We start from the raw sequence: 24994 nt of genomic DNA, 5'->3' as shown, positions 1-24994 counted from the left end.
AGGCTCTGCCTCCGCCGCGCCCGTTCGTATTGGCAAAAATATCCCGGGGGGGAGGGCGAAGCCCGAGGGGGCTGGCCCCCTTAGTCGAAACTGCCGGTGACGCGCCCAAGAAGCATGAAGGCGCGCGCGGTGCGGGTCTCGGCCATCTCGGCGATGTCCTGATCCGACGCGTTCTTTTCGAACTCCGCGAAGGTGCGGTCGAACTGGCGCAGGAAGTGATGCGCCACGTCGCGGAAGATCGTGTCGCCGCGCATCCGGCCCGCGCTTAGCGCCAGAGACGAGCGGTCGCGGATGCCGCCCAGGCTGGTGATCTCGCGCCCGCGCTCGCCTTGGGCGAAGCGACGCCACAGCTCGGGCCGGGCGCGGTCGGGTTTGAGGTCGTCCATGTAGATGCCGTCCTGCGCGAGCAGGTTCAGCACATCCTGCGCCGAGCGCAGCAGCTTAGCCGTCGACCGGTCTTCAAGGGCGCGGCGCAGCGCGCGGAAGCCTTCGGTATCGTCGGGCGAATCCGGGAAGTTCAGGGCGCGGACGAAATCCGCGACCGAGAGCGGCGCGCGCAACTCCTCGGCAGGGGTGCCGAGCGCCAGCATCGGTTCGCTGTCATCGGGCCGCGGCGGGGGCGGGGCCACCAGCGCCGCCTTGCGATCGGCCGAGGGCTGGCTCGCCTGCACGTCGCGGCGCGAGGCGAAGGTCGCGATGGTGGTTTCGGCCTGCCGGGCGACGGCGGCGATCTCGTCGAGCTTCTTCTCGACATTCTGATCGGTGCGCAGCGCCTGCTGATTGAGCCAGGCCGTGCGCATTGCCTCGATGGATTGCTTGAGAGCGGCGGTCTCGGCGCGCATCTCGCGGGTTGCGCGGGCCGTTACGGCCGCGACCCAGATCATCACGATCGGCACCGCCATCCCGACGACGAGGCTGACGGTGGCGAACAGCGATGCAGCGCGCGCGATCCCCGGGGCGAAGAACCAGAAGGCCACGACCATGAAAACCCACAGGAGGCTAAGCCCCAGCGCGATCCATTCCGGCGCGCCGGGATATCGCGTCTTGAGGCGTGGACGACCGGCAGGCGATTGAGGTCCGCCGGGCATGGCGAACCGGTCCTTGTCCTGCTCTGCGGGTCCTTCCATTCAGGCTCTCCGTCAGTGGCGCGCGGTCAAATGCTCACCGCGCAGGGGACGACCGCGTCAGGCGAAAACGATCTTGAGGATTTCGTAAGCCTTGTCGCCACCCGGCGTGCGAACCTCGACCGAGTCGCCCTCGTCCTTGCCGATCAGCGCACGCGCCAGCGGCGATTTCATGTTGAGCTTGCCCTTCTCCAGATCGGCCTCGGGCTCGCCGACGATCTGGTAGGTCTTCTCTTCGTCGGTGTCCTCGTCGACGATGGTGACGGTCGCGCCGAATTTCACAGCGCCCGTCATCTTCGACGGGTCAATCACCTCGGCCCGGCCCAGAAGCCCTTCGAGCTCCTTGATCCGGCCTTCGATAAAGCCCTGCTTCTCGCGTGCCGAATGGTATTCGGCATTCTCCGAGAGGTCGCCCAATTCCCGCGCTTCCGCGATCGCAGCAATGATCGCAGGCCGCTCTTCGGACTTGAGCTTTTTCAATTCTGTATTGAGCGCGTCGAAACCCGCGCGCGTCATCGGTTGTTTGTCCATGGAAGGCTCCCGAATTCGGAACTGTCCCCAATTCAGGGCATCTAAATCTTCTCTGACCCCCGGAAGTCAAGTGGACAGCGCGATTTTCGCGGCGAATTGCCGATCTCCTCAGTCTGGGAAGGGATTGTAATTTGGCGCAAGATTGTTGCGCGGCATCGCAGCGTAACAATTGCCTCGTTACGCGAGGTAGGCTAGGCAGGACGCCAGCTAGGACGACCAGCAAGGGGTTCGACAGACATGACCGAAGTGACGCGCGAGTCGATGGAATATGATGTGGTGATCGTGGGCGCGGGGCCTGCAGGGCTTTCGGCGGCGATCCGTCTCAAGCAGATCGACCCGGAGCTCGAGGTCGTCGTGCTCGAGAAGGGCTCGGAAGTGGGCGCGCATATCCTGTCGGGCGCGGTGCTCGACACCAGCGGGTTGAATCAGCTGATCCCCGACTGGAAGGACAAGGGCGCGCCGATTACCGTTCCGGTCAAGAAGGACAATTTCTACGTGCTGGGCGAGGCCGGGGCGATGCGCATCCCGAACTGGCCGATGCCGCCGCTGATGTCGAACCACGGTAAATACATCGTCTCGATGGGCAATGTCTGCCGCTGGATGGCCGAACAAGCCGAAGGTCTGGGCGTCGAAATCTTCCCCGGCATGGCCGCGTCGGAAATCGTTTGGGACGGCGATCGCGTCGCCGGTGTCGTCGCGGGCGAATTCGGCAAGAACCCCGATGGCACGGAAGGCCCGGGCTACGAGCCGGGCATGGAGCTGCGCGGCAAATACGTGATGATCGCCGAAGGCGTGCGCGGCTCGCTCGCCAAGGTGATGATGGAGAAGCACAACCTCTCCGACGGTCACTGCCCGCAGAAATTCGGCCTCGGCATGAAGGAAATCTGGGAGATCGACCCGGAGAAGCACCGCGAAGGCACAGTGACCCACACGATGGGCTGGCCGCTGGGCGGCAATGCGGGCGGCGGGTCGTTCATCTACCACCTCGAGAACAATCAGGTCTATGTCGGCTTCGTGGTGCACCTGAACTACGAGAACCCTCACCTCTACCCCTACATGGAGTTCCAGCGCTTCAAGCATCACCCGATGGTCGCGGAACTGCTCGAAGGCGGCAAGCGCGTGGCCTACGGCGCGCGGGCGATCTCGGAAGGCGGCTGGCAGTCGATCCCGAAACTGACCGTGCCGGGCGCGGTGCTGCTGGGCTGCTCGGCGGGGCTCGTGAACGTGCCGCGCATCAAGGGCAACCACAACGCGATGCTGTCGGGCATCGCGGCGGCGGAAGCTGCGGCAGAGGCGATCAAAGGTGGCCGTTCGGGCGATGAGCTGACCGAATACGAGGCCGATCTGCGCTCGGGTCCGATCGCGAACGACCTCAAGAAGGTCCGCAACGTGAAGCCGATGTGGTCAAAATGGGGGATGGTCCCCTCGCTGATCTTCGGTGGGCTCGACATGTGGACCAACGATGTCTTCGGCTTCTCGCTTTTCGGCACGCTCAAGCATGGCAAATCGGATGCGAAAGCGACCGGCGAGGCGAAGAACTTCAAGCCGATCGACTACCCCAAACCCGATGGCAAGCTGAGCTTCGACCGCCTGACCAATGTCAGCTTCTCGAACACCAACCATGAAGAGAGCCAGCCCTGCCACCTGAAGCTGAAGGATCCGTCGATCCCGATCTCGGTGAACCTGCCGAAATATGACGAACCCGCGCAGCGCTATTGCCCGGCGGGCGTCTACGAGGTGGTCGGCGAGGGCGACGACGCGAAGTTCCAGATCAACTTCCAGAACTGCGTCCACTGCAAGACCTGCGACATCAAGGACCCGAGCCAGAACATCAACTGGACCACCCCGCAGGGCGGCGACGGGCCAAACTACCCGAACATGTGATTTGAGAGGGGCCTGCGGGCCCCTTTTTGCACCGGACTCTGGGAAGGCCGAATATGCCGACACAAGCCCCGACTGGCTCGTTTCCGACCCGGCCGATCGTCGTGGTCTGTCGCCCCTTCGACGAAAACAGCGGGGGGCAGATCGTGCTCCACGCGTTGATCGACCGCATGCGGCGTCTCGGCGTCGACGCCTATGCGAGTCAGCCCTGCAAGACCTACCGGTCCCTGCGCCCCGCGTGGCTTGGCGCGTTGAAGCGCTGGAACTATCGCCGGAAGCTGCCGGAATTTTCCGCGCATGAGAGCATGGATGTGCCGGTGGCCTCCGAGGCGGTCCTTGACGATGCGATCGTTGTCTATCCGGAGACGGTCAGGGGTAACCCGCTCGAAGCCGAGCGCGTGGTCCGCTGGCTGCTGAACCGCCCCGGCCTTTTGGGCGGCAATGAGACCCTCGATCCGAGCGAGGAAGTCTTCTTCTATCAGGAAGCCTTCGCCGAAGGTGTGGCCCCCGTTTCACCCGATCGTCTGCTGCGGGTGCGGTGGCTGCGCGAGGACATCTATCGGGATGAAAATCGCACGCACTCCGGCAGTTGTCGGATGATCCGGAAGGGAACGGATACGATTTCGCAAATCCCGGAAGGCGACCGCGCCATCCCGCTCGACGGTCTTAGTCACCGAGAAATTGCCGAGGTCTTCAACAAGACCGAGGTTTTCTACTGCCACGACCTCTACACGATGTACGCCTATTACGCGGCGCTGTCGGGCTGTGTGCCGGTGGTCGTCCCACGTCCCGGCTTGAGTGCGGAAGACTGGCGGGACGGCTTCGAGTTGAAGCACGGGGTCGCTTATGGTGAGGAGGAGATCGACTGGGCGCGCGCGACGCGCGATCAGTTGATTGCCGACATGGCAGCGGCCAGAGAGCAGGAAACCGAGAATGTCTTGCGCTTTCTCGCTATTCTGAAAGAGCGCTTCGGCTGATCGCGCCGGCTGCGAGGAGGAATTTGTGCCCATGCGAAACATCGTGATCTATGGCTGCGGCGGCTTCGGGCGCGAAGTGCTTCAGGTGATTCATGCGATTAACGCGGAGGCCGCGACATGGAACGTGCTCGGTTTCGCGGTCGATCCCGGCATTGAGCACCCGGAGACGGTCCACGGGCTGCCGGTCACCTCCGAACTGTCCACCTTCGGAGACGATCCGCTGCCGGATGTCGTGATCGCGATTGGGTCTCCGGCTGCACGCAAGGGCATTGCGACCCGTTTGGGCGCGCGCGGACACGCTTTTCCGGTGCTGGTGCATCCGAGGGCGTGGCTCGGTGAGAATGTCCGGCTGAGCGACGGTGTCATCATTTGCGCAGGCGCCTGCCTGACGACCGATATCGAGCTGTCCGATCATGTTCACATCAATCTCAGCGCGACGGTCGGGCATGATGTGGAAATCGGATCCTTCTCGACGATCAGCCCGGGGGCGAATATCTCGGGCAACGTCCGCTTGGCGGAGGAAGTCGAGATCGGCACCGGGGCGAGCATCATTCAACGCATCCCCGTCGGCCGGGCTGCGGTGATCGGCGCGGGGGCTGCTGTGGTCCGGGAAATTCCCGAAAACAGTGTCGCGGTGGGAGTCCCCGCGAAGGTTATCCAGACCAAGAGCGATCCCGCCTGAGTTCAAAGCAGGCGCTCGATCGCCTCCCGCAAATCCCGGTCGCTCAGCAGGGCGACATCGGGATGCGTCGGGATGTTGACGAGATTGCGATACAGCTCCGTCGTCTTCGGCAGGTCAGCCAGCGGTTTGTAATATTTTCCGAAGGTCAGCTGTTTGCTGTCCAAGATCGTTTCCAAAGGGATTTCCGTCTCGGCAAGATAACCCCAGCTCATGGCGGGCGCGCCGATGTTGAATGGCGTCAAAGGGCGCAGGCCAAGCTCGCGCGCGATGTGATGGACGCGCTCGGCCTGCTCGAAATACTCTTTCTCCCAAGTGTCGACCCGCTCGAGGCGGTCGATCAGAAAGGCGCAGGAAATGTCGGAAATCTTGCCGTTGTTCACCCAGCAAGACGGCTCTGCCGGAACCGCGCCGTAATTGATCAGGCTGTAGAACTCTTCGGATAGCTCCGCGGGCGTAATCGCAAGACCACCTTCGCCCATGCCATAAGGCTTGGTGTGGTGCAGGCTGAGCGCCTGCCACGGCCAATCGGGCAAATCGCGGCTGATCCCCGCCGCGTTATCCAGAAGCAGGAATTTCCCGGTGGCCTTGGCGTATTCGATATAGGCGGAGAAGTCCCGATGAAGACCGAACGGGTTCACGACGACGAGCCCGTCGAAACTGTCTTCGGGAAGCGCCTTCAACTGATCCAGGTCGAGAAGCCCCTGATCGTCGCAATCGACAAAGTGCATATCGGCGAAGTGGCCGCGTCCCAGGTTCTGAAAGCTGAACGCGGAGCCGACCCATCGCAGCGCGCGCCCCTCGCGCAGCGCCAGAAGCTTCGCCATCGCCTCCAATGCAATTCCGGCGTTCGCGCAGGGCGTGACGGATGTTTGCGGTCCGAAGCTGAAATGCGCAGCGAATGATTCTACGAGCTTTCGATACAGAGGGCCGCGATTTGCCCAGCTGTTTTCGCCACTGCAGAGATCGAGCAGCGTGGTCACTCGAGTCATATCGGGAGATTTGGCGTTGATGAACTTGACTTGGGTATCAGTCACAAGGTGATCGTCTTTCAACTCGAAGAAGAATTTACAGGCAGACTGCTAACCTTAAAGATGTGCAATCTGCAAATACTCGTTATGCGTAGCCTTCGAGCCTGGCGAATTCTCGTCGTCTCGCCTGAAGCTGTGATTGAGTATCCGCGCGCGACGACTTTACGTCAATTCCCTCATCACAACGCCGTGTCTGTGCAGGCGGCTTCCCGCGTGCGGTGGTTCGGCTCATTGTAATGCCCGCAGCGCGCCGTTACGCTCGATTTCAACCCGAATGAGAGGACCGTTTCGTGTCGAGTTTGAAGACCCCGCTGCGCCTTGCGCTCTTCGCCCTCTTGATGGGCTCCACCGCGCCGATGCCGCTGCTGGCTCAGGATGCGCCGAAGGCTGGCAGCGCCGAAGATGCGGCGCAGGCTGCCGATGACGCCGAGGCCAAAGGCGATGCCGGCGAGACCGCGAATGACCCGAGCCCGGCAGAGGCGGGGGCTTATCTCGCCGCGCGCATCGCGTCGCAGCAATTCGATTTCGCCGAGGCCGCGCATTACTACCGCCAATTGATGACCAGCGGCGATACCAGCGGCGCGACCGCGGAAGCGACGCTCGTCTCCGAGATTGCGATCGCCGATTTCGACCACGCCACGCCGCTTGCGCAGCAGATGGTGGAGGCCGGAACCGGCAGCCAGATCGCGGCGCTCACCGCGTTGGCGGCCGATGCGCATGACAAGAACTGGACCGGGGCGCTCGCGCTTCTCGACAGCGGCGCCGATCCCGGGCCGCTCGTGGGCGGTCTGACCAAGGCTTGGGCGTTGGCGGGCGACGGCAAGATGTCCGACGCTTCCGCGGCCTTCGACGAAGTCGGCAAGCAGCAGGGCCTTGCGGCCTTCGCGGGCTTCCACAAGGCGCTCGCGCTGGCGCTGGTCGGCGATTACGAAGGCGCCGATGCGATCCTGAGCGGCGAACATGGCGAGAAGATCACCTCGACCCGGCGCGGCGTGCTGGCCCATGTCGAAGTGCTCTCGCAGCTCGAGAAGAACAAAGAGGCGCTGAAGCTTATCGAGGATCGCTTCGGCAAGGATCTCGACCCGCAGCTGAAGGACATTCGCACCAAGCTGGAGGCGGGCGACACGCTGCCCTTCGACGTCGTGCGTAACGCGTCCGACGGCGTGGCGGAGGTCTATTACTCGGTCGCGCAGGCGCTGATCGGGGATGCACCCGACACGTTCACGCTGGTGCATTCGCGGCTGGCGAACATGATCCGGCCCGACATGGATGATGCGACGCTGCTGACCGCGTCGATGCTCGACCAGCAGGGCCAGTACGATCTTGCTATCGAAGCCTATGCCGACATCAAGCCCGACAGCCCGATCTACCACGCCGCCGAGATCGGTCGCGCGGAATCGATGGTGCGCGCGGGCCGCAACGATGCCGCGATCGAAGTGCTCGAGAACCTGTCGCGCAGCCGTCCCAAGCTCGTGGGCGTCTGGACCGCTCTGGGCGACACGCTGCGCCGCGAGAGCCGCTTTGCCGAGGCTGCAAAGGCCTATGACAAGGCGATCGACCTGCTTGGCCAGCCCGAGCCGAAGGACTGGTTCGTCTGGTATTCGCGCGCCATCGCGCAGGAACGCTCGGGCAATTGGAACGAGGCCGAGAAGGGCTTCCGCGAGGCGCTGCGCCTCTCGCCCGATCAGCCCTCGGTGCTGAACTATCTGGGCTATTCCTACGTGGACAAGGGCGAGAATCTCGACGAGGCGCTCGACATGATCCGCAAGGCCGCCGCCGAGCGTCCCGATGCGGGCTTCATCATCGACAGCCTCGGCTGGGCGCTGTTCAAGCTTGGCCATTATCAGGAGGCGGCCGAGAAGATGGAGCGCGCCGTGGAGCTCGAGCCGCGCGATCCGCTGCTCAACGACCACCTCGGCGATGTGCTCTGGGCCGTGGGCCGCCAGCGCGAGGCGAAATTCCAGTGGCGCCGCGCGTTGTCCTTCGCGACCGACGATGCGGAGACCACCGAGGAGCTCGATCCCGATGCGATCCGCCGCAAGATCGAGGTGGGTTTGGACCAGCTGCGCAAGGAGCAGGGTCTGCCGCCGCTCGAGGACAAGGGCCCGAGCAAGGATACCGCTCAGGCTGCCCCCGAAACTCCCGCGAGCGATGCGAATAATTGACGCCTTCGCGCCGGCGAAGATCAACCTGACGCTCCATGTCACCGGCCAGCGGGCCGATGGCTACCACCTGCTCGACAGCCTCGTGGCCTTCGGGCCGATGGGCGACCGGCTGGTGCTGCGTGAGAGCGATGTGCTGTCGCTCAGCGTCGCGGGGCCCGAGGCGGCGGGCGTGCCCGCCGACCCGTCGAACCTCGTGCTGAAAGCCGCGGCCCTCCTGTCGCGCCCGGCAGGGCAGGGGGCCGAGATCCATCTCGACAAATATCTGCCGCCCGCCTCGGGCATCGGCGGTGGATCGTCAGACGCGGCGGCTGCGCTGCGGGGGCTGGCTGCGCTTTGGGACCAGCCGCTTCCGGCAGAGACCGCACAGCTTGGGGCAGACGTGCCGATGTGCCTGACGCCGCAGCCCCAGCGCGTGCGGGGCATCGGCGAGACGCTGGACCCCGTGGCCCTGCCGCCGCTACCCGCGCTTCTGGTCAATCCGCGCGTGGAAGTGCCGACGCCTGCGATCTTCAAAGGGCTCGATTCGAAGGACAATCCCCCGATGCCGGAGGCGCTTCCGACCTTCGCCGGCGCGCACGATTGCATCGACTGGCTCGCGACCCAGCGTAATGACCTGCAAGCCCCCGCCATCGCCTCCGCCCCGGTGATCGGGGAGGTTCTGGACGGTCTCATGATGCTGCCCGGCTGCCGCCTCGCGCGCATGTCGGGCTCGGGTGCCACCTGTTTCGCGCTGTTCGAGACGCTGGACGGGGCGCAGGCCGCCGAGGCGATGCTGGCCCAACGTCGCCCCGACTGGTGGCGCGCCTCCGGCATGCTCGGCGATCAGACGCAAAAGGCGCAGCCCCAAAGCCGCGCCTCTTCCTCTTGACCCAAATATCCCGGGGGGAGCCCGCAGGGCGGGGGCAGAGCCCCCTCAGCGCAGCCGCGCCACCACGTAATCCGCCAGATCGTCCAGCATCTGCCGCAGCTCGCTCTCGGGCAGGACCTTGAGCCGCTCGCGCCCGCGATCGGCCCATTCGAGGGCTGCCGCGCGGGTCTCTTCCAGCGCGCCGGTCGCGTGCAGCAGCTCCATCGCATGCTCCAGATCGCCCTCGCGCTGGTCACCCTTGTCGATGGTGCGGGTCCAGAAGGCGCGGGCGTCCGCGTCGGCTTTCGCCAGCGCCTTGATCAGCGGCAGGGTCAGCTTGCGCTCGCGGAAATCGTCGCCCACGTTCTTGCCCATCGTCTCGGCATCGCTGAGATAGTCCAGCAGATCGTCAACCACCTGGAACGCGATCCCGAGGCTCTCGCCGTAATCGTGCAGCGCCGCGATCTGGTCCTCCGGCGCACCGGCCAGAACCGCGCCCGCCTCGGTCGCCGCCGAGAACAGCGCCGCCGTCTTGCCGCGCACCACCTTGTAATAGGTGTCCTCGGTCGTGTTCAGGTCTTCCGCGGCCGAGAGCTGGAGAACCTCGCCCTCGGTGATGACGGCGGAGGCGTTCGACAGGATCGACAGAACCCGCAGGTTGTCGGTGTCGGTCATCAACTGGAACGACCGCGCAAACAGGTAATCACCAACGAGCACGCTCGACTTGTTGTCCCAGAGCAGGTTCGCGGTCGGGCGGCCCCGGCGCTGCTTGCTCTCGTCGACCACGTCGTCATGCAGCAGCGTCGCGGTATGGATGAACTCGACCGCTGCCGCGAGGTTGTGATGCAGGCTGCCCTCGTAGCCGCACAGCCGCGCCGCCGCGACGGTCAGCATCGGCCGCAGCCGTTTGCCGCCCGCGCCGACCAGATGGGCGGTCACTTCGGGGATGCGCGGCGCGTTTTCCGAGGCCATGCGCTCGGCGATCAGCGCATCCACCGCCGCCATGTCGCTGGCCAAGGCTTCCGCGAGCCGGTCATGCGGTTTCGCCGTGTTGTCGGGCTTGTCGTCGAGGCTCATGTTCATCCCTTCGATCTGCCTCATCTCGACAGCCCTCGCAAGGGGCCGTAAGTGAGGGATATGAAAGAGCTACTGCGCAGCACGGACCCGGTGAAACTGGCCATGGCGACCGCCCTTCTCGAGGGCGAGGGTATAAGCACGTTTCAACTCGACGTCCATACGAGCGTGCTGGAAGGTTCGCTCGGAATCCTTCCGCGCCGCCTGATGGTGCGCGACAGCGACATGTTCATGGCGCAGGCGGTTCTGCGCGATAACGAGATCAAATCGGATTGACGCTTATGGAACGGTTCGGGCCCGATGAGCTGACAGTCGATGGCTTTCTCGGCGGTCGGTTGCGCATCGCCCAGCCGCGCGCGGGCTACCGCGCGGCGATGGACCCGGTCCTGCTCGCGGCGGCCTGTCCGGCGCAGACGGGCCAGTCGGTTCTGGAGCTCGGCTGCGGGGCCGGGGTGGCGAGCCTGTGCCTTGGCTGGCGGGTGTCGGGGCTTGCGCAAAGCGGGGTGGAACTGCAGCCCGCCTATGCCGATCTGGCCCGGCGCAACGCGGCGGAGAACGGGATCGCGCTCGAGGTTATCGAGGGCGATCTGGCGCAGATGCCCGCCGATCTGCGGGCGCGCAGCTTCGATCACGTCATCGCCAACCCGCCCTATTTCGGGCCCGAGGATGGCACGCCCGCCGCCGATCCCGGCCGTGAGCGTGCGCAGCGCGAGGCGACGCCGATCAGCGCATGGCTCGACGCGGGGCTGCGGCGGCTCAAGCCCGAAGGGCGGATCACGCTGATCCAGCAGGCCGACCGTCTGGCGGACCTATTGGCGGGGCTGCACGGGCGGACCGGCGCGATCACCGTTCTGCCGATTGCGCCCAGAGCCGGCCGCGCAGCGCGCCGAGTGATCGTCACAGCGCGCAAAGGTGCGCGGACCCCGCTGCAGCTTCTTGCGCCGCTGATCTTGCACTCGGCGCCGATGCACTCACGCGATGCAGAGGATTTGACGGAAATTGCGCGCGAAATCCTGCGCGAAGGTCAAAAATTGCCGATTCCGCGTTAACGCTTTCGCAAGATTTCGCGAAAATGCTGGGGATAACCCGTCGCTATACGACATTTCCGTGACACGACTCAAAACCTGTGCTGCAATCGACGGGCTGACAACTGGAGAGGAGACTGCCATGTCGCTTGGTTCGCATATCACCGAACTTCGCAAAAAACATGAGGCTCTGTCGATGGAGGTCGAGCGCGCTTCGCGCAGACCCGGCATCGACGATCTCGAAATCGCTCAGATGAAAAGGCAAAAACTTAGGCTGAAAGAGGAAATCCACCGCCTCGAAACGGCCTGAGGGCCCTCCCACGAGTTTAATCGGGCCGTCCTCCGGGGCGGCCCGTGTCGTTTGAAAGGGGCCTGTTAGCGCGCGGCGACTCAGGCCGAACCCTTCCGCGGTATCTCCTGCCCGGTCATGTCGGGTGGAGGGGGCGCGGCGCGCCGACGCCGACCGCCCAGCGCCGCTAGCCCGGCCCCTCCGGCGATCATCGCCGCCGCTATCAGCAGGGTAGGCCGCGCGTCCGCAATCCCGACTGCGACCAGCACCAGCGTCGAGACCAGAGGGGCCGCGTAGGAGGCCGTGCCCAGCAGCTGAATGTCGCCGCGCTTCACGCCAAGATCCCATGTGTAGAAGGCAAGCCCGACCGGCCCCAACCCCAAGCCAATCACCGAGGCCCAGCCGATCGCGTCCATAGGCCAGATCGTCGGCTCCAGCGCCAGATGGGCGACGGCCGACAGGGCCGCGCTCGCGAGGCAGTAGACCGCAACCGCCGCCGTCGGCACCGCACCGAAGCGCCGCGACAGCAGCGAATAGCTCGACCATGTCAGCGCGCAAATCAACGCCAGCCCATAGCCGGGCAGCGCCGCCGGATCGGCGGAGATTCCGCCCCCGAGGATCAGCGCGGCTCCGCCAAACGCAAGCACCGCCCCCGCGACATGCCAAAGCGTCAGCCGCTCGCCGGGCAGCAACCCGGAAAAGAGCACGATCAGCAGGGGCCAGAGATAAGCGATCAGCCCGGCCTCGGCCGGGGGCGCGAGACGCAGCGCCGAGAAATAGAGGAAATGATAGCCGAACAGCCCCGCGGTCCCGGCGAGATAGACCTTCCACGAGACATGCCGCAGCTGCCCCAGCGCACCGGTCGCCACCAGCCAGATCACGCCCACCGCGCCGCCCAACGCGAAACACAGCGCGTTCAGCATCAGGGGCGGCACCGGGGCCGATCCCACGGTGAACAGCGCCAGCAGCGCCCACAGCAGAACCGCCGTGAACCCGATCGAAGTGGCCTTGCCGCGTGTCATGCTGTCCCCGCCAAAACAAAGAGGCCCGCAAAATGCGGGCCTCCGTCGAGAATGCCAAGAGGCGAAATCAGATGAAGTACTGACCGCCATTCGCGGTGATCGTCGAGCCGGTGATGAAGCCCGCATCGTCGGATGCGAGGAACACCACGCAGCGCGCGATTTCTTCGGGCTCGCCCAGACGACCGACCGGGATCTGGCCGATGATCGACTCGCGCACCTTCTCCGGCACCGCCATGACCATCTCGGTCGCGATATAGCCGGGGCAGATCGCGTTCACCGTGATGCCTGCGCGTGCGCCTTCCTGCGCCAGCGCCTTGGTGAAGCCCAGATCGCCCGCCTTCGCCGCCGAGTAATTCGCCTGAGCGAACTGACCTTTCTGGCCGTTGATCGAGGAGATGTTCACGACCCGGCCGAATTTGCGCTCGCGCATCTTCGTCCAGAGCGGGTGGGTCATGTTGAAGATGCCGCTGAGATTGGTGTCGATCACCTGGTTCCACTGCTCGCGGGTCATCTTGTGGAAGGGCGCGTCGCGGGTAATGCCCGCGTTGTTCACCAGAACGTCGATCGGGCCGACCTCGGATTCGATCTGCTCGATCCCCGCCGCGCAGGCGTCGTAATCGGCGACCGACCATTTGTAGGTCTTGATTCCCGTCTCCTCGGTGAACTTGGCCGCAGCCTCGTCATTGCCGGCATAGTTCGCGACGACCGTGTAGCCCGCCGCCTGCAGCGCCTTCGAGATCGCCGCGCCAATGCCGCGCGATCCGCCGGTGACCAATGCAACTCTCGCCATGATTCCTCCTCCAAATGGAATGCCCTTGAAATGCTGTTACCGAAAATGACAAGAGCGCGCAACAAAGTTGCGCGCTCTTTTTGCAGATGCAGCATTTTTTTGCCGTTAGAGGCCTTCAATGCACATTGCGACGCCCATACCGCCACCGATGCAGAGCGTGGCGAGGCCTTTTTTCGCGCCCTGACGCTTCATCTCGAAGAGCAGGGTGTTGAGGATTCGCGCGCCGCTGGCGCCGATCGGGTGGCCGATGGCGATGGCGCCGCCGTTGACGTTCACCTTGCTGACGTCCCAACCCATGTCCTTGTTCACCGCGCAGGCCTGCGCCGCGAATGCCTCGTTGGCTTCGATCAGGTCGAGATCGGAGGCTTTCCAGCCCGCCTTCTCCAGCGCCTTGCGCGAGGACGGGATCGGGCCGCAGCCCATGATCGACGGGTCGAGCCCGGCGGTCGCATAGGAGGCAATGCGGGCCAGCGGCGTGAGCCCGCGCTTCTCGGCCTCGTCCTCCGACATCAGCAGCACCGCGGCCGCACCGTCATTGATGCCGCTCGCGTTGCCCGCGGTCACCGAGCCGTCCTTAGCGAAGGCAGGGCGCAGCTTTTGCATGTTCTCGATCGTCGCGCCGTGGCGGATATATTCGTCCTGATCTACGACCGTGTCGCCCTTGCGCGTCTTCACGGTGAAGGCGGCGATCTCGTCGGCAAACTTGCCAGCCTTCTGCGCGGCCTCGGCCTTGTTTTGCGACGCCAGCGCGAATTCGTCCTGCATCTCGCGCGAAATCTGCCACTGGGTGGCGACATTCTCAGCGGTCTGGCCCATGTGGTAGCCATTGAATGCGTCCCACAGACCGTCCTTGATCATCGAGTCGATCATCTTCATGTCGCCCATCTTTTGACCCGCGCGCAGATGCGCGACATGGGGGCTGAGCGACATGCTTTCCTGGCCGCCCGCAACCACGATATCGGCATCGCCGCACATGATGTGCTGGGCGCCGAGCGCAACCGTGCGCAGGCCCGAGCCGCAGACCTGGTTGATCGACCAAGCGGCGCTTTCGATCGGCAGGCCCGCGTTGATATGGGCTTGGCGGGCGGGGTTCTGACCCTGGCCCGCGGTCAGCACCTGACCGAGGATCGTTTCGGACACATCGGACTTCTCGATCCCGGCGCGGGCGACGACGGCCTCGATCACGGCGGCGCCGAGGTCATGTGCGGGCGTATTGGCAAACGCGCCCAAAAACGAGCCGACGGGCGTGCGCGCGGCCGAGACGATGACGACATTGGTCATGGGATCCTCCTCATCACTTAAGCGGGCGCGACAGCGCGTCCGTTCTGCTGCTGCGCAGCATGGCGGAAGGGAACGAGAGGTCAAGCTTAATCCCGTCGCTCGGGAAATTGTTAACGCAAGTTTATTGCGCTCTGGCTGGGGGCATGCACGCCTCCGTTGCGGTTCGGAAGACTGGCTCCACGGGGGGTGGATTGTCGGTGCGCCGAAGTAATAGCCCTGCATGCAATCGACGCCGAGGCTGGCCACATATTCGGCATCCTCCAGCGACTCGACTGCTTCGGCGATTGTGAACATCTCGAAATGGCGCGCCACGTCGAGCAGCGATTTCGTCAGCGCCTGATTGTCCGGATCGTGCGAGATGCCGCGGATGAACTGCCCATCGACCTTGATGATGTCGAAGTAGAAATCTCGCAGATAGCGGAAAGACGTGTAACCCGCCCCGAAATCGTCGAGCGCGAAACTGACGCCGCGGGCCTGCAAATCTTCTATGAAGACGCTGACCAGTTCGGGAATTTCCATCGCCGAGCTTTCGGTAATCTCCAATATGAGTCGCTCGCCGACGGTTTCATCGACCGCGAGGCCGCGATTGAGAACCTTGGTCCAAGGCGCGTAGCCGATCGAGCGCGCCGACATATTGACCGCCAGGCGCAGATCCGGCTGCCCGAGGAGCGCTTTCAGCCCCAGTTCAAGCGAGAGGCAATCGAGTTTCCGCCCGACCTCCGTTCGTTCGATCGCATTGATGAATTCCTTCGCGGGGATGATGCGTCCTCGATCGTCGAGAACCCGGACAAGGCCCTCGTAAAACGCAGGTCGTTCGGGGCGGCAGACCTGGATCACGGGCTGATAGGCCAGCATGACATCATGGCGGTCGATCGCCGCGCGCACCATGGCCAAGGCCTGCCGGCTTTGCTCGGCGGCCGCGACGCTCAGCGGGCTATCTTCGTCACGATGCACCGGCATGGCCCTCGCGTCTCGATTCGTCATCGGCCCCTCCTTCGCCTTCGAGCCAAGCATCCGCGCAAGCGCCTAAGAAGGGGTAAAGACCGGGAAATAGGCCGGACTCGTGGTTAACGGGAAATTCGCATCCGGCGTTAAGTCGATGGTAACCGGCAGGTGCCTAGGGTGGACCTCAATGGAACAGAATGGGCGATGACGAAAATGGGGCAGCCGGCACTGCGCGGTACCAACGAGGTGCCTTTCGCGCTGGAAGAATTGTTCTACTCGCGCACCGATACGCGCGGGGTGATCCAATCGGGCAACGAGATTTTTCGGCGCACCGCGGGGTTCGAGTGGTCCGAGATGATCGGGGCGCCGCATAAGATCGTGCGTCATCCCGATACGCCGCGAGCGGTGTTCAGGGTGCTTTGGGATGCGCTGAAAAAAGGCTATCCCATGGGCGCCTATGTGAAGAACAAGGCGAAAGGCGGCGGGTGGTATTGGGTCTTCGCGGTCGTCATGCCGATCGAGGGGGGCTACCTCTCGGTCCGGCTGAAGCCGACGAGCGAACTGTCCGATGAAATCCACCAGCTCTACCGTGATCTCTCTGCGCGCGAGCGGGCGGAGTCGCTCGACCCGGAGGAGAGCGCGACGCTGTTGCGTGATTTCGCGGAACGTGGCGGCTATTCGAGCTACACCGCCTTCATGGCCTATGCGCTGGCGCTTGAGCTTACCGAACGGGATCGCCGCCTCAATCGAAATGCCGATGAGAATACGCGGATGCTGGCCGAATTGAACACCGCGATGGGGCGCCTCACGAAGGAGCAATTCGGACTTCTACGCAGTTTCGAAGCATTGCAATCCGTGCCCAACAACATGCGGATCGTCGCCTCGCGGCTCGAGCCGTCCGGGGGGCCGGTGTCTGCGATCTCGGAAAACTACAAAGCCTCGTCTGCTGTCATCTCGGAGCGGCTGCGCAAATTCGTTGCCGGTCGCGGCAATCTCTGTGGTCAGATGGCCTTTCAGGTCGCGCGCGCAGTGTTCCAACTGGGCTGCGCGCGCGTCCTCAACGAAATGAGCACCAATTTTATGGGCGAAGAGGCGCAGAATGATCGGCCCCGAGAGGAAGAACGCGCTTTGCTGCAGTCGCTCGTCACCAAAGGCACTGCCGATGCGAATGCCGCGATGCGTCAAGCGGCCGAACTCGCCGACGACATGATGAACCAGAGCCGAGACATTCGTCGCCAGCTGCTCGGGCTCGACACGATCCGCGTCCTTGGGCGCGTCGAGTGTGGGCGCATGCGGGATGCGAATGGCGGGCTCGCGGCTACGATCGACCAGCTCGACAGTTTCCATGACGATATCAAAGGGCGGCTGGAGGCCATTCTGGCCCTGTCGGAAGAGATTGAACATTGGCTAGGGCGCTATCTGCGCGCGGGGAGAAGCGCGGCGTGAGTCTCGGCAGGCCCAAGCGCCAAGGGAAACATTCTGCGTAGAACTGCGAAGAACATGTTCGCGCGGGCAGAGGCGTGGCTGGCAGTTCAGATGCAGCCCAGACGCCGGGCTCTGCAGAATGTTGCGACACGCGGACCGGGTTGCGCGGGATGCGATCGAAAATCGGGCCGCAACGGAAGACCGGTCCGGCGACAAAGCGCCTGCCGCCGTCACACCACCCTGCGCTTACTTCTCGTCGATCAGCGCCTCGATGACCTTCTTCGCCTCGGGCGAATCCCATTCCGCGCCGCCGATCATCCGGCCAACCTCGTGGCCGTTCTTGTCGACCAGCACCGAGACCGGCAGTCCGAGAACGCCCATCGCGCGGGCGGCGAAATTGGCATCGTCGTGGAACCGGGGCAGGGCGTCGATGCCCTCCTTGTCGAAGAAGGCGGCCACTTTCTCGGGTGAGTTCGAGCCGCCCGTGGCAATCGTCATCACCTGAAACCCATTCTCGCCGAACTCTTTTTGCAGCGCATTCAGCGAGGGCATTTCCTCGCGGCAGGGCGGGCACCACGTCGCCCAGAAATTGATCAGCACCACCTTGCCTTCGAAATCTTTCATCGAATGCTCGTCGCCGCTTTCGTCGGTCACCGTGAAGGGCGGCAGTGGCAGCGGTTCATCATAGGTGACGAGGGATTCCATCTGCCCCGATTTCACCGCATCTAGATCCGCGGCCTGCGCAACATTTGCACCCAGCGCCAGCGCCGTATAAAGGACGAGAAACCGTAACATATAGCCTCCTAGCAAGGGCCTCAGACCATGACCGATCAGACCGACGAGAACAAGTCCTCCAACGCGATGTGGGGCGGGCGTTTCGCCGCGGGACCTGACGCGATCATGGAGGCGATCAACGCCTCGATCGGGTATGACCAGCGGCTCTACGCGCAGGACATCCGCGGCAGCCGGGCCCACGCCGCGATGCTCGCCGCGCAAGGCATCATTAGTGATAAGGACGCCGAGGCGATCGGAGAAGGTTTGCTCACGGTTTTGTCAGAAATCGAAGCGGGCGGTTTCCCCTTCTCTACCGCGCTCGAAGACATCCACATGAATGTCGAGGCGCGGCTGAAAGAGGTGATCGGCGAACCGGCGGGGCGGCTGCACACGGCGCGCTCGCGCAACGATCAGGTCGCGACCGATTTTCGCCTTTGGGTGCGCGAGCAATGCGACGCCGCGATCTCGGGTCTCGACACGCTGATCCGCGCCGCGCTGACCCGGGCCGAGGAGGGCGCCGATTGGGTCATGCCCGGCTTTACCCATCTGCAGACCGCACAGCCGGTGACCTTCGGCCATCACATGATGGCATATGTCGAGATGTTCGCGCGCGACAAATCCCGATTCATTGATGCGCGCAAACGGATGAACGAATGCCCGCTGGGGGCGGCGGCGCTTGCCGGCACCGGCTTCCCGATCGACCGCCATGCGACGGCCGAGGCGCTGGGCTTCGACCGGCCGATGGCGAACTCGCTCGACGCGGTGTCGGATCGCGATTTCGCGCTGGAATTCCTCTCGGCCGGGTCGATCTGCGCGGTCCACATGTCGCGCCTCGCCGAAGAGCTGGTGATCTGGTCCTCGGCGCAGTTCCGCTTTGTCGCGATGTCGGACAAGTGGTCGACGGGCTCTTCGATCATGCCGCAGAAGCGCAACCCGGACGCGGCCGAGCTGATCCGCGCCAAGATCGGGCGCATTCTCGGGGCCTCGGTCGCGCTGTTCACGGTGATGAAGGGGCTGCCGCTCGCCTATTCCAAGGACATGCAGGAAGACAAGGAGCAGGTCTTCGACGCCGCCGACAACCTGATGCTCGCGCTTGCCGCGATGGCGGGGATGATCGGCGACATGACGGTGAACGCGGACAAGCTGGAGGCCGCGGCCTCGGGCGGGTTCTCCACCGCGACCGATCTGGCCGACTGGCTGGTGCGCGAGGCGGGGCTGCCCTTCCGTGACGCGCACCACGTTACCGGCTCGCTGGTCGCGATGGCCGAGGATCAGGGCTGCGACCTGCCCGATCTGAGCCTCGAACAGATGCAATCGATCAACCCGGCGATCACCGAGAGCGTCTTCGACGTACTCGGGGTTCACAACTCGGTCGCCTCGCGCCAATCTTACGGCGGAACCGCGCCCGATCAGGTGCGCGCGCAGATCGCTCGCTGGAAGGAACAGCTTGGATGAAATTCGCGGCTCCGTTCGTGCTGATCGGTCTGCTTGGCGCCTGTGCCGCCGATCCGGAGCTGCACACACATGTCGGCATCAACCGTGACGGCATCAAAGTTTATCCCGCCGCGACGGCGCGCGTTGGCATCATGACCCTTTCGGTGACCCCATGACCAAGACCCTGACCCTCGCCCTGACGCTTCTTCTCTCGCTCGCCGCCTGCGGTGTCGACGGCCCGCCCGTCCCGCCGTCCGAGGCGGATGGTAACCAGTCCCAGTAATCGAGACACCTCATGGATCATTTCCTCTATCGCGACGGCGTCCTTCATGCAGAGGATGTGCCGATCCCCGAGATCGCGACCGCTGTCGGCACGCCGTTCTACGTCTATTCGACCGCCACGCTGGAGCGCCATTTCAAGCTGTTCGAAGAGGCGCTCGGCTGGACGGATCACCTGATCTGCTTCGCGATCAAATCGAACTCGAACCTCGCGGTGCTGAAGGTTCTGGGCGATCTGGGCGCGGGGATGGATGTGGTCTCGGGCGGCGAATATCGCCGGGCGCGGGCGGCTGGTGTGCCGGGGGATCGCGTGGTGTTCTCGGGCGTCGGCAAGACCCGCGAGGAGATCGCTTACGTCCTCGAGAACGGCATTCGCCAGTTCAATGTCGAGTCCGAGCCGGAACTGCTCGCGATTTCTGAGATTGCCGCGTCGATGGGCGTCACCGCGCCGATCGCGCTGCGGGTGAACCCGGATGTCGACGCGAAGACCCATGAGAAAATCGCGACCGGCAAATCCGAGAACAAGTTCGGCATCCCGATTGCCAAGTCCCGCGCGGTCTATGCCGAGGCGGCCCAGCTGCCCGGCATCGAGGTCGTGGGCATCGACGTGCATATCGGCTCGCAGCTGACCGATCTGGAGCCGTTCGAGGCGGCCTTCCTCAAGGTCCGCGAACTGACCGAGGCGCTGCGCGCAGATGGCCACGATATCCGCCGTCTCGACCTCGGCGGCGGTCTGGGCATCCCCTATGAGCGGTCGAATTCCGCGCCGCCGCTGCCCATCGAATACGGGCAGGTGATCCAGCGCACCGTGGGCGATCTGGGCTGCGAGATCGAGATCGAACCGGGTCGCCTGATTTCGGGCAATGCCGGGCTGCTGGTCACCTCGGTGATCTGGCTGAAAGAGGGCGAGGGGCGCGATTTCCTCATTCTCGACGCGGCGATGAACGACCTCGTGCGGCCTTCGATGTATGGCGCCTATCACGACATCGTCCCGGTGATCGAAGCCGCGCCGGGCACCGAATCCACGCCTTTCGACATCGTCGGCCCGGTGTGCGAGACCGGCGACACCTTCGCCAAGGCGCGCAATCTGACGCCGCTCGGCCCGGGCGATCTGGTCGCCTTCCGTTCGGCGGGGGCTTACGGCGCGGTCATGTCGTCGGAATACAATTCGCGTCCGCTGATCCCCGAGGTTCTGGTCCGCGGCGGCGAATTCGCTCTCATTCGGGCAAGACCGAGCTTTGAGGAAATGCTCTCCCGCGATACGATCCCGGAGTGGCTCTGATCCGTAGGAAGGGAATCGGCGCCGACGGATAGGGAGAGTATGCCGGTCAGGAACTGGTTCAGCAAAGCTTCGCGCGATACCGCGACGAAGGAGGACGGGCAGGCCGCTCTGGCCCCGCTCGCCCGGCCTATTGCGCTCACCCATGCCGGGATGATCGTCGAGCGGGGGCTGCGCGCGTTCTGGCCGCTTCTTTCGGTTCTTGCGTTGATCGCCACCGCCATCGCCTTCGCGCTGCCCGCCTATCTGGGGCCGGGCGGGCGCTGGTTCTGGCTGGTCGCGCTGATCGCGTCGCTCGCCGCGCTGGCATGGGGCGCGTGGCGGATGCGCTGGCCGCGCCGGGTAGATGCGATTGCGCGCCTCGATGCGACGCTGCCGGGCCGCCCGCTTTCCGCGCTGACCGACGAGATGGCGCTTGGGCAGGACGATCCCGCCGCCCGCGCGCTTTGGATGGCGCATCTGCGGCGCATGGCCAAGGCCGCGCAGGCCGCCCGTGCGCCGCGCCCGAAACCCGATCTTGCCCGCCGCGATCCCTATGCGCTGCGTCTGACCGCGCTGACGGCCTTGGTCGTCGCGGTGATCTTCGGCGTGCCGCAGCGGCTTTTGCATCCGACCGAGGGGCTGCCGACGCCTGCGGGCTCTGCCGAGGCCGCGATGGGGCCAAGCTGGGAAGGCTGGGCCGCGCCGCCGCGCTATACCGGCAAGCCGGGGCTCTATCTGAACAAGGTCGAGGGCGACGAGCTGATCGTGCCCGAAGGCACCCGCTTCTCGATCCGGCTGTATGGCGCGTCCGGCGCGATTGGCTTTTCCGAGAGCGTCTCGAACCCGGCCGCGCTGCCCGAACAGGGGGCGGCGCAAACCGCGAGCGGCATCGAGACTCACGAATTCGAAGCGGTCCGCGACGGGCTTCTGGAGTTCAAAGGCCCCGCCGCGCGCCGCTTCAACGTGGTGGTGCGCCCCGACGAGGCACCCTCGGTCGCGCTGGCCGGCACGCCGGATCGCCGCGCCGATGGCAAGCTGAGCCTGCCCTTCACCGCGCAGGACGACTACGCCGTGACCAAGGGCCATGCGGTGATCTCGCTCGATCTGGCGAAGGTCGATCGCCGCTACGGTCTGCAAATTCCGCCCGAGCCGCGCGACGATCTGATCTATGATCTGCCGCTGCCGATTTCCGGCTCGCGGGCCGATTTCACCGAGAGCCTCGTCGAGGATGCCGCGAAGCACCCTTGGGCGAACCTGCCGGTGAAACTGACGCTCGATGTCGAGGACGGGCGCGGCCAGACCGGCACCTCCGGCACGCAGGAGATCATCCTGCCCGGCAAGCGCTTCTTCGATCCGCTCGCCTCTGCCTTGATCGAAGTGCGCCGCGATCTGCTGTGGTCGCGCGACAATCGCGGCTATGCCGATCAGCTGCTGCGGGCGATCTCGAACCGGCACGAGGGCTTCATCAAGCGCGAGGAGGTCTACCTGATGATCCGCCTCGTGATCGGGCGGCTCGACGATCCCGACCTGTCCCCCGAAGCCCGCGACGAGATCGCCGAGGCGCTTTGGAAGATGGCCGAACTGGTCGAGGATGGCGGGCTCGCCGATGCGCTAGCCGCGATGCAGAAGGCGCAGGAAAAGCTCTCCGAGGCGATCCGCAACGGGGCGTCCAAGGATGAGATCGCCAAGCTCATGCAGGAGCTGAAAGAGGCGACCGACAATTACATCCGCATGCTTGCCGAGCGCTCGCAGCAGCAGGAACAAGGCCCGCAATTCGGCCAGCAGCCGCAGCAGGGTCAGCAGATCACCGGCGACCAGATCCAGCAGATGATGGACCAGATCCAGAAGCTGATGGAGGAGGGCCGGATGGCCGAGGCGCAGGAGCTGCTCGACCAGCTCGCGCGGATGATGGAGAACCTCAAGGTCCAGCAAGGGCAGGGTGGTCAGGGCGACATGCCCGGCGGTCAAGCGATGCGCGACATGCAAGATACGCTGCGCAAGCAGCAGGAGCTGTCGGACGATGCGTTCCGCGACCTGCAGGATCAGTTCATGACCCCGGAGGAGCGCCAGCAGCAGGCCGAGAACGGTCAGCAGGGCCAGCAAGGCCAGCAAGGGCAACAGGGTCAGCAGCAAGGCCAGCAGGGTCAACAAGGCCAGCAGGGTGAGCAAGGCCAACAAGGTCAGGGCCAGCAGCCCGGCGACCAGCCCGGTCAGGGCCAAGGTCAGGACGGGCAGGCGCAGCGCGACGGTCAGGGGCAGGGCGACCAGCCGGGCATGAACGGCGGGCAGGGCGGCATGGATGGTCAGAGCCTCGCTGATCGCCAGCGCGCGCTGCGCCGCGAACTCGACCGCCAGCGCGGGCTGCTGCCGGGTTTCGGTAACGAGGCGGGCCAGCAGGCCGAGAAGCGTTTCGACGATGCCGGGCGCGCGATGGATCAGGCCGAGGAGGCGCTACGCGAGGGCGACAATTCGGCGGCGATCGACCGTCAGGCCGACGCGATCGAGGCGCTGCGCGAGGGGATGCGCGCGCTTGGCGAGGCGATGCGCAACGAACAGGCGCGCCGCGACGGTCAGCAGCCCGGCCAGCAGGGCAATCAGCAGGCGGGTCAGCCCGGACAGCAGGGTGGGCGTGAAATGCCGCGCGATCCGCTTGGCCGCGCGCAGGGCGAGGGCAACCAGCTTGGCACGGATCGTCAGATGCTCAATGGCGAGGATGTCTATCGCCGGGCGCAGGACCTGCTCGATGAAATCCGCCGCCGCTCGGCCGATCGTCTGCGCCCCGAGGAAGAGCTGGACTACCTCAAGCGGCTGCTCGACCAGTTCTCGAACGCGGGCTGACGCCGCGCGCGCATAAGTTCAACTTATGCGCAGCGGCAGATTATTAGGAAAACTTATTCGGTGAAGCCGTCCGAGGTCGCCTCGGGCGAAAGGCGATGCGTCAGGATCTGCAACTGGTCGTCGAGCCAGATGCGCCCCTCGTCCACCGCCACGACATATTGCGTCAGCGGCGATTTCAGCGCCGGGACCTTCGCGGCGATGTCCGGCGCAAAGGCATAGAGCAACGCCAAGATCGCGGTGACCGCCATCACGAAGATAAAGCCGCGGCTGAAGCCAGAGCGGCGGCGGCGCGCCATTTCCGGCGAGAATTCGGCCACGCTGTCGCCCTCGCGATCCGAGGTCGCGGTGAGGGTCGAATTGATCTCGTCGATGTCGGGCAGCCGTTCGCGTCCGCGGATCGCGCGCATGTCTTCGTCGTCCTCGCCGAGCAGGTCGGCCACGCGATCCTCTTCGGACTCGTTGAGATCGGAGAAGTCCTGCGCGCTTTTGCGGCGGCGCGCCAGATCGGCGGCGGCGGCCTCGGCGGCGCGTTCCGCATCTTCGCTGGTCTCGCGCTCTTCGAGGTTTAGTTCGTCTTGCGTCTCAAGTTCGCTCGAGCCTTCGGCGCGGCGCTGCGCGGCTTCGCGCTCGGCTTCTTCGCGCAGGATCGACAGCAGCCCGTCATCGAGCGGTTTGCGCGGGGTCGCGCCGACACGCGGGGCAGGGCCGAGGCCCGGCTCTTCCTCGTCGTCGTCCTGATCCTCGGGCTCCGGCGTCGAGACCATCGCCGCAATGGCGGCATCCGTGTCGTCCGTGCTTTGCGTCGTCACGACTGGCTCAGGCTCGGGCAGGGGCGTTGCGGCCTCGGGCTCGGGTTGTTGTTCGGGTTCGGGAAGCGGCTCGGGCTCGGAAACTTGTTCGGGCTCGGAAACTTGTTCGGGTTCGGAAACGGGCTCAGATTCGGCGGGCGTCTCCGCCATCACCTCAGCCTCAGCCTCCTCGGGTGCAGCCACTGCCTCTGCCTCCGTCTCGGTGTCGAGATCCCAACCTTCGGGCGGGGGCGCTGCGGTTGTGGTGTCGGGCTCGGCAGAAAGCATATCCTTGCTCGGCTGGAACCAGCCGTGCCCGCAATTGGAGCATTGCACATCCCGTCCGCCATCTGGGATGACAGCGTCATCCACTTCGTATTGCGCACCGCAATTGGGGCAAACCAACCGCATATTGTCCCATCCCTGCCCGTGTTGGCGTTTTGCCGTTCTGGCCAACCACTTTCTTATGTTGTAGCAAGCGCGGGCGGAATGTCCAAATGATTTGGGCCACTTAATTCGCGAAGCGCGCACCAA

Annotated in this window: 22 protein-coding genes and 1 pseudogene; 13 read left to right on the top strand and 10 right to left on the bottom strand. The window is 64.7% G+C overall.

Translation table 11 applies throughout. The features are described 5' to 3' along the window. Positions 1–80: 80 nt before the first annotated feature. Positions 81–1127, bottom strand: a complete 1047-nt coding sequence (locus BMI91_RS09815) for a hypothetical protein (RefSeq protein ID WP_232621654.1) — start codon at positions 1125–1127, stop codon at positions 81–83. A gap of 57 nt (positions 1128–1184) precedes the next feature. Beyond that, positions 1185–1655 carry a transcription elongation factor GreA gene (gene greA, locus BMI91_RS09810; protein ID WP_078548983.1) on the bottom strand — a complete coding sequence of 157 codons (471 nt, stop codon included), beginning with the start codon at positions 1653–1655 and terminating at the stop codon, positions 1185–1187. A gap of 237 nt (positions 1656–1892) precedes the next feature. Here greA and BMI91_RS09805 point away from each other — a divergent pair, with 237 nt between their 5' ends. Genes BMI91_RS09805 through BMI91_RS09795 form a run of 3 tightly spaced genes read left to right on the top strand, consistent with a single transcriptional unit; the run spans position 1893 to position 5195 of the window. Then, positions 1893–3539 carry an electron transfer flavoprotein-ubiquinone oxidoreductase gene (locus tag BMI91_RS09805; RefSeq protein WP_078604823.1) on the top strand — a complete coding sequence of 549 codons (1647 nt, stop codon included), beginning with the start codon at positions 1893–1895 and terminating at the stop codon, positions 3537–3539. 53 nt (positions 3540–3592) lie between these two features. Further along, the gene (locus tag BMI91_RS09800) at positions 3593–4513 is read left to right on the top strand and encodes a hypothetical protein (protein WP_078604822.1); all 921 of its coding nucleotides are present in this window, start codon (positions 3593–3595) and stop codon (positions 4511–4513) included. Positions 4514–4544: 31 nt separating this feature from the next. Next, entirely contained in the window at positions 4545–5195 is a 651-nt protein-coding gene (locus BMI91_RS09795) for a NeuD/PglB/VioB family sugar acetyltransferase (RefSeq protein WP_078604821.1), read from the top strand. 2 nt (positions 5196–5197) lie between these two features. Here the strand turns inward: BMI91_RS09795 and BMI91_RS09790 are convergent, their stop codons facing one another. Then, on the bottom strand, positions 5198–6184 hold the full coding sequence (locus tag BMI91_RS09790; protein ID WP_158522133.1) for a DegT/DnrJ/EryC1/StrS family aminotransferase: 987 nt from the start codon (positions 6182–6184) through the stop codon (positions 5198–5200). A 329-nt stretch (positions 6185–6513) separates the two neighbouring features. Here BMI91_RS09790 and BMI91_RS09785 point away from each other — a divergent pair, with 329 nt between their 5' ends. Beyond that, complete coding sequence (locus BMI91_RS09785) at positions 6514–8388, top strand: tetratricopeptide repeat protein (RefSeq protein ID WP_146684050.1); 1875 nt, start codon at positions 6514–6516, stop codon at positions 8386–8388. Next, entirely contained in the window at positions 8375–9256 is an 882-nt protein-coding gene (locus tag BMI91_RS09780; protein ID WP_078600560.1) for a 4-(cytidine 5'-diphospho)-2-C-methyl-D-erythritol kinase, read from the top strand. Before BMI91_RS09785 ends, BMI91_RS09780 begins: the two co-directional genes overlap by 14 nt. Before the next feature lie 45 nt (positions 9257–9301). Here BMI91_RS09780 and BMI91_RS09775 read toward each other — a convergent pair whose 3' ends face one another. Next, the gene (locus BMI91_RS09775) at positions 9302–10336 is read right to left on the bottom strand and encodes a polyprenyl synthetase family protein (RefSeq protein WP_244176598.1); all 1035 of its coding nucleotides are present in this window, start codon (positions 10334–10336) and stop codon (positions 9302–9304) included. A 36-nt stretch (positions 10337–10372) separates the two neighbouring features. On the opposite strand from BMI91_RS09775, the gene BMI91_RS09770 reads away from it, so the two are divergent. From BMI91_RS09770 to BMI91_RS09760, 3 genes are all read left to right on the top strand, one after another. Continuing rightward, positions 10373–10585, top strand: coding sequence for a putative signal transducing protein (locus tag BMI91_RS09770; protein ID WP_075773958.1), 213 nt, complete (start codon positions 10373–10375; stop codon positions 10583–10585). A gap of 5 nt (positions 10586–10590) precedes the next feature. Beyond that, entirely contained in the window at positions 10591–11358 is a 768-nt protein-coding gene (locus BMI91_RS09765) for a tRNA1(Val) (adenine(37)-N6)-methyltransferase (protein ID WP_078604818.1), read from the top strand. Positions 11359–11476: 118 nt separating this feature from the next. Further along, a complete protein-coding gene (locus BMI91_RS09760) occupies positions 11477–11644 on the top strand; it encodes a YdcH family protein (protein ID WP_078522525.1) in 168 nt (55 codons plus the stop codon). An 80-nt stretch (positions 11645–11724) separates the two neighbouring features. On the opposite strand, the gene yddG is transcribed toward BMI91_RS09760, so the two are convergent. The 4 genes and pseudogenes from yddG to BMI91_RS20135 form a co-directional block, all read right to left on the bottom strand. Then, positions 11725–12645, bottom strand: a complete 921-nt coding sequence (gene yddG, locus BMI91_RS09755; protein WP_078604817.1) for an aromatic amino acid exporter YddG — start codon at positions 12643–12645, stop codon at positions 11725–11727. A 67-nt stretch (positions 12646–12712) separates the two neighbouring features. Further along, complete coding sequence (phbB, locus tag BMI91_RS09750; RefSeq protein WP_078569828.1) at positions 12713–13435, bottom strand: beta-ketoacyl-ACP reductase; 723 nt, start codon at positions 13433–13435, stop codon at positions 12713–12715. Positions 13436–13540: 105 nt separating this feature from the next. Beyond that, on the bottom strand, positions 13541–14716 hold the full coding sequence (locus tag BMI91_RS20140; RefSeq protein ID WP_167376018.1) for an acetyl-CoA C-acetyltransferase: 1176 nt from the start codon (positions 14714–14716) through the stop codon (positions 13541–13543). 207 nt (positions 14717–14923) lie between these two features. Continuing rightward, positions 14924–15604: pseudogene (locus BMI91_RS20135) on the bottom strand (EAL domain-containing protein); the annotation flags it as partial. Positions 15605–15874: 270 nt separating this feature from the next. On the opposite strand from BMI91_RS20135, the gene BMI91_RS09740 reads away from it, so the two are divergent. Further along, positions 15875–17107 (top strand): PAS domain-containing protein, encoded by a 1233-nt coding sequence (locus BMI91_RS09740; RefSeq protein ID WP_244176597.1) that lies wholly within the window; start codon positions 15875–15877, stop codon positions 17105–17107. A 225-nt stretch (positions 17108–17332) separates the two neighbouring features. Here the strand turns inward: BMI91_RS09740 and BMI91_RS09735 are convergent, their stop codons facing one another. Then, positions 17333–17881 (bottom strand): TlpA family protein disulfide reductase, encoded by a 549-nt coding sequence (locus BMI91_RS09735; protein ID WP_078569831.1) that lies wholly within the window; start codon positions 17879–17881, stop codon positions 17333–17335. 27 nt (positions 17882–17908) lie between these two features. Between BMI91_RS09735 and argH the strand changes: the two genes are divergently transcribed. From argH to BMI91_RS09720, 4 genes are all read left to right on the top strand, one after another. After that, complete coding sequence (gene argH, locus BMI91_RS09730; protein ID WP_078604814.1) at positions 17909–19315, top strand: argininosuccinate lyase; 1407 nt, start codon at positions 17909–17911, stop codon at positions 19313–19315. Then, positions 19312–19470 (top strand): hypothetical protein, encoded by a 159-nt coding sequence (locus BMI91_RS20045; RefSeq protein ID WP_158522131.1) that lies wholly within the window; start codon positions 19312–19314, stop codon positions 19468–19470. Before argH ends, BMI91_RS20045 begins: the two co-directional genes overlap by 4 nt. A gap of 119 nt (positions 19471–19589) precedes the next feature. Continuing rightward, positions 19590–20855 carry a diaminopimelate decarboxylase gene (gene lysA, locus BMI91_RS09725; protein WP_078604813.1) on the top strand — a complete coding sequence of 422 codons (1266 nt, stop codon included), beginning with the start codon at positions 19590–19592 and terminating at the stop codon, positions 20853–20855. A 39-nt stretch (positions 20856–20894) separates the two neighbouring features. After that, a complete protein-coding gene (locus BMI91_RS09720) occupies positions 20895–23672 on the top strand; it encodes a DUF4175 domain-containing protein (protein ID WP_078604812.1) in 2778 nt (925 codons plus the stop codon). A 53-nt stretch (positions 23673–23725) separates the two neighbouring features. On the opposite strand, the gene BMI91_RS20170 is transcribed toward BMI91_RS09720, so the two are convergent. After that, positions 23726–24871, bottom strand: coding sequence for a zinc-ribbon domain-containing protein (locus tag BMI91_RS20170; protein WP_078604811.1), 1146 nt, complete (start codon positions 24869–24871; stop codon positions 23726–23728). Between the last annotated feature and the right edge of the window lie 123 nt (positions 24872–24994).

Origin of the sequence: Thioclava sediminum (assembly GCF_002020355.1) — a bacterium.
GTDB classification, from domain to species: Bacteria; Pseudomonadota; Alphaproteobacteria; order Rhodobacterales; family Rhodobacteraceae; genus Thioclava; species Thioclava sediminum.
This window is presented reverse-complemented; position numbering and strand designations above follow the sequence as displayed.

Coding starts and splice junctions, on each gene's coding strand:
- BMI91_RS20170 (WP_078604811.1), bottom strand. CDS start 24,871: ATGCGGTTGGTTTGCCCCAATTGCGGTGCGCAATACGAAGTGGATGAC.
- lysA (WP_078604813.1), top strand. CDS start 19,590: ATGGATCATTTCCTCTATCGCGACGGCGTCCTTCATGCAGAGGATGTG.
- BMI91_RS20045 (WP_158522131.1), top strand. CDS start 19,312: ATGAAATTCGCGGCTCCGTTCGTGCTGATCGGTCTGCTTGGCGCCTGT.
- BMI91_RS09735 (WP_078569831.1), bottom strand. CDS start 17,881: ATGTTACGGTTTCTCGTCCTTTATACGGCGCTGGCGCTGGGTGCAAAT.
- BMI91_RS09780 (WP_078600560.1), top strand. CDS start 8,375: ATGCGAATAATTGACGCCTTCGCGCCGGCGAAGATCAACCTGACGCTC.
- BMI91_RS09790 (WP_158522133.1), bottom strand. CDS start 6,184: ATGACTCGAGTGACCACGCTGCTCGATCTCTGCAGTGGCGAAAACAGC.
- argH (WP_078604814.1), top strand. CDS start 17,909: ATGACCGATCAGACCGACGAGAACAAGTCCTCCAACGCGATGTGGGGC.
- BMI91_RS09805 (WP_078604823.1), top strand. CDS start 1,893: ATGACCGAAGTGACGCGCGAGTCGATGGAATATGATGTGGTGATCGTG.
- BMI91_RS09800 (WP_078604822.1), top strand. CDS start 3,593: ATGCCGACACAAGCCCCGACTGGCTCGTTTCCGACCCGGCCGATCGTC.
- BMI91_RS09720 (WP_078604812.1), top strand. CDS start 20,895: ATGCCGGTCAGGAACTGGTTCAGCAAAGCTTCGCGCGATACCGCGACG.
- BMI91_RS09740 (WP_244176597.1), top strand. CDS start 15,875: ATGGGGCAGCCGGCACTGCGCGGTACCAACGAGGTGCCTTTCGCGCTG.
- BMI91_RS09815 (WP_232621654.1), bottom strand. CDS start 1,127: ATGGAAGGACCCGCAGAGCAGGACAAGGACCGGTTCGCCATGCCCGGC.
- BMI91_RS09770 (WP_075773958.1), top strand. CDS start 10,373: ATGAAAGAGCTACTGCGCAGCACGGACCCGGTGAAACTGGCCATGGCG.
- BMI91_RS09760 (WP_078522525.1), top strand. CDS start 11,477: ATGTCGCTTGGTTCGCATATCACCGAACTTCGCAAAAAACATGAGGCT.
- BMI91_RS09795 (WP_078604821.1), top strand. CDS start 4,545: ATGCGAAACATCGTGATCTATGGCTGCGGCGGCTTCGGGCGCGAAGTG.
- phbB (WP_078569828.1), bottom strand. CDS start 13,435: ATGGCGAGAGTTGCATTGGTCACCGGCGGATCGCGCGGCATTGGCGCG.
- BMI91_RS09765 (WP_078604818.1), top strand. CDS start 10,591: ATGGAACGGTTCGGGCCCGATGAGCTGACAGTCGATGGCTTTCTCGGC.
- BMI91_RS20140 (WP_167376018.1), bottom strand. CDS start 14,716: ATGACCAATGTCGTCATCGTCTCGGCCGCGCGCACGCCCGTCGGCTCG.
- yddG (WP_078604817.1), bottom strand. CDS start 12,645: ATGACACGCGGCAAGGCCACTTCGATCGGGTTCACGGCGGTTCTGCTG.
- BMI91_RS09775 (WP_244176598.1), bottom strand. CDS start 10,336: ATGAGGCAGATCGAAGGGATGAACATGAGCCTCGACGACAAGCCCGAC.
- greA (WP_078548983.1), bottom strand. CDS start 1,655: ATGGACAAACAACCGATGACGCGCGCGGGTTTCGACGCGCTCAATACA.